Source organism: Leptospira weilii (genome assembly GCF_006874765.1).
Classification (GTDB): Bacteria; Spirochaetota; Leptospiria; order Leptospirales; family Leptospiraceae; genus Leptospira; species Leptospira weilii.
Window position 1 is genome coordinate 1,635,001 of record NZ_CP040840.1, and the last position, 2,500, is coordinate 1,637,500.

3 protein-coding genes (2 of these 3 running past the window's edge) are annotated in these 2,500 nt (G+C 45.2%); all 3 read right to left on the reverse strand.

The annotated features are described in order from the left end of the window. Nucleotides 1-1,192 carry the 5' portion of a TolC family protein gene (locus FHG67_RS07710; RefSeq protein WP_002624319.1) on the reverse strand. Its footprint begins 383 nt before the window's first position, so only the first 1,192 of its 1,575 coding nucleotides appear in the window; it begins with the start codon at nucleotides 1,190-1,192; the stop codon falls past the left edge of the window. Nucleotides 1,193-1,416: 224 nt separating this feature from the next. Next, entirely contained in the window at nucleotides 1,417-2,292 is an 876-nt protein-coding gene (gene sucD, locus FHG67_RS07715; protein ID WP_002624310.1) for a succinate--CoA ligase subunit alpha, read from the reverse strand. Nucleotides 2,293-2,304: 12 nt separating this feature from the next. Beyond that, a protein-coding gene (sucC, locus tag FHG67_RS07720; protein ID WP_004496729.1) for an ADP-forming succinate--CoA ligase subunit beta crosses the window boundary here: on the reverse strand, nucleotides 2,305-2,500 show its end. The gene runs 977 nt beyond the window's last position; only the last 196 of its 1,173 coding nucleotides appear in the window; its start codon lies beyond the right edge, outside the window; its stop codon occupies nucleotides 2,305-2,307.

The following is a 2,500-nucleotide window of genomic DNA, read 5'->3' on the forward strand; positions in this document are numbered from 1 at the left end:
CTTTATCCGCGAGAGGATATGCGAAATTCATTTGCCCGGTCCATTCTTTGTACTTTGCGGTAGTGATTCCTTGGTTGGAATCGATATAGTTTTCCTGGGGGGAAATGATGTTTTGCGCCTGACTTGCGCCGGTTCCTGAAATCGTCAAAGTGGGAAGGCGGTCGTTGTTGGCGTTTTTCAGTGCCGCCTCGGCGATTTCTTTTTGTTTGAGCGCGTTTAAAAAGTCGGCTCTATGTTTATAAGCATATTCTAAATCTTTTATATAATCCGGTTTTTCGAGCAGTTCTTCCAAAAGATTGGTCTCTTCGGAAAGGGAAGTGCCGTCCGGAATTTTGAGAGAACGGACGAGTTTTCGTTTTGATTCTTCCTTTTGAACCTGAGCGGTTTCCAATTGGTTTTCCGCTTGGGCCAGAAGGGCGTTCCACTGATTGACTTCGAAACTTTCTGAAAGTCCAAGACTTTGTTTGCGAATGGTAAGATTGCGGATATTCTTCGTGTTTTCCACGAGTTGTTTGTACGTTTTGACGGCTTGTGTTTTGATCGAATAATCCCAAAAATCGACAAGGGATTCTACGATGACTGCGGAAATTTGTTGTGATACTTGGTTTTTCACAATTTCCGCTTGGGATTCTAAAATTTTAACCTCGTTTTTTCCCTTATATCCGAAAGAATTTTTGAGTAGGTCTTGGCTGATCGTTGCTCTTACAAATCCTGTGTATAGAGGAGGAATTCCCAAGGCGCTAAATCCCGCCGGAGTTGTCGCCGGATTTTCGAATGCGTTCGAGTCGAACCTTCTGGTTCCCGCTTCCACTTTGAAGTAGGTTCCGGTAGTCTGGAGAATCTTTTCGATTCCACCTTTGATCGTATCGTCTGAGATTTTCGTTCCTGTAAAAATATTCGTTTGATTGAAGGGAAGAATGGATTGACTGGATCTTCCGTCCGCCACCAATCTCCAAGAGTATTTGGAATCGTTTTTTAAAAAGTTCGTATCCGATTTTGCGAGTTCGTAACGAAGGTTTTGCAGATTATAATTGCTTTCTAATGCGCGTTTGACGGTTTCTTCGGTGGTCAGTTTAAGGACGGAATCATCTGCGAAAAGGGTCGTGGATAAAAGAACAAGATTTCCCAAAAGAATTCGAGACAACTTTCGAATTCTCAGCCTTTGTTTCCAATTTTTGACTTTGTCTTTCATTTCAAGCCTCCTTTTTTTCGAATCCTATAAAGAATCAATTCCGGTTACTCAAATGCTGTCAAGCTAAGATACGACTCAAGAAGACCGATGTATTCTCATCAACTTTAACGCTTACAAATTGATTCATTGATGAGAATACTGATAGAAGAAGTGGTTGTCACTCTTACATATTCGTTTTGTTTCGTCCTCTGAAAGTCGTGTCTTGCATTTACTACATTGCGATATTATCCCAGGGCCTTTTTCATTTTTTCTCCAACTTCCGCGATGGATTGGCAAACTTGAATGCCCGCTTCCTGCATCGCTTTCATTTTGGAGGTTGCCGTTCCTAAGCCGCCGCTGATGATAGCGCCAGCGTGTCCCATTCTTTTGCCGGGAGGCGCGGTTTGACCGGCGATAAAGCCGACTACCGGTTTTTTTACATGATTTTTGACGTATTCTGCCGCTTCTTCTTCCGAAGTTCCGCCGATTTCTCCGATCATCACGATTCCTTTCGTTTCCGGGTCTTCGTTTAACAATTTGATCGCTTCGGTGTGGTTCATACCGGGAACCGGGTCTCCTCCGATTCCGATACAAGTGGATTGTCCCAGACCTTGTTTTGTGATCTGAGCCACCGATTCGTACGTCAAGGTTCCGGAACGGGAAACGATTCCCACGGAACCGGGGCTATGGATAAAGCCCGGCATAATTCCGAGTTTTTGTTTCGCGCGAGGAGTAATCACTCCGGGGCAGTTCGGTCCCACGAGTTTTGTTTTAGAATTTCGTAATATGCTGTAAACTTTCAGCATATCGTGGGTTGGAATTCCTTCGGTGATGCAGATTACGAGCGGAAGTTCCGCGAGAATTCCTTCGATGATCGCGTCGGCTGCGAATGCGGGAGGAACAAAAATGACCGCCGCGTTTACGCCTTCGTTTTTAATTGAATCCTGGATCGTGTTGAAAACGGGAACCTTATCTTCCCACTTTGATCCGCCTTTTCCGGGAGTCACTCCGGCTACAACTTTTGTGCCGTACGCGAGCATTTGTGTCGCGTGGAAAGATCCTTCCTTACCGGTGATCCCTTGCACTACGACTTTTGTGTTTTCGTCTACTAATACTGCCATGTATGTTCTCTCTTATTGAATGAGTTTGGCAATGGTGCTTGCCGCTTCTCGGAGATCGTCGACTCCGGTGATTTTCAGTCCGCTTTTGTTGAGGACTTCTCTTCCGAGTTCCGAGTTGGTTCCTTGGAGACGAACCACGAGAGGAACTTTCAAATCCACGGCCTTAGCCGCTTCGATAATTCCTTCCGCGACCATATCGCAACGAACG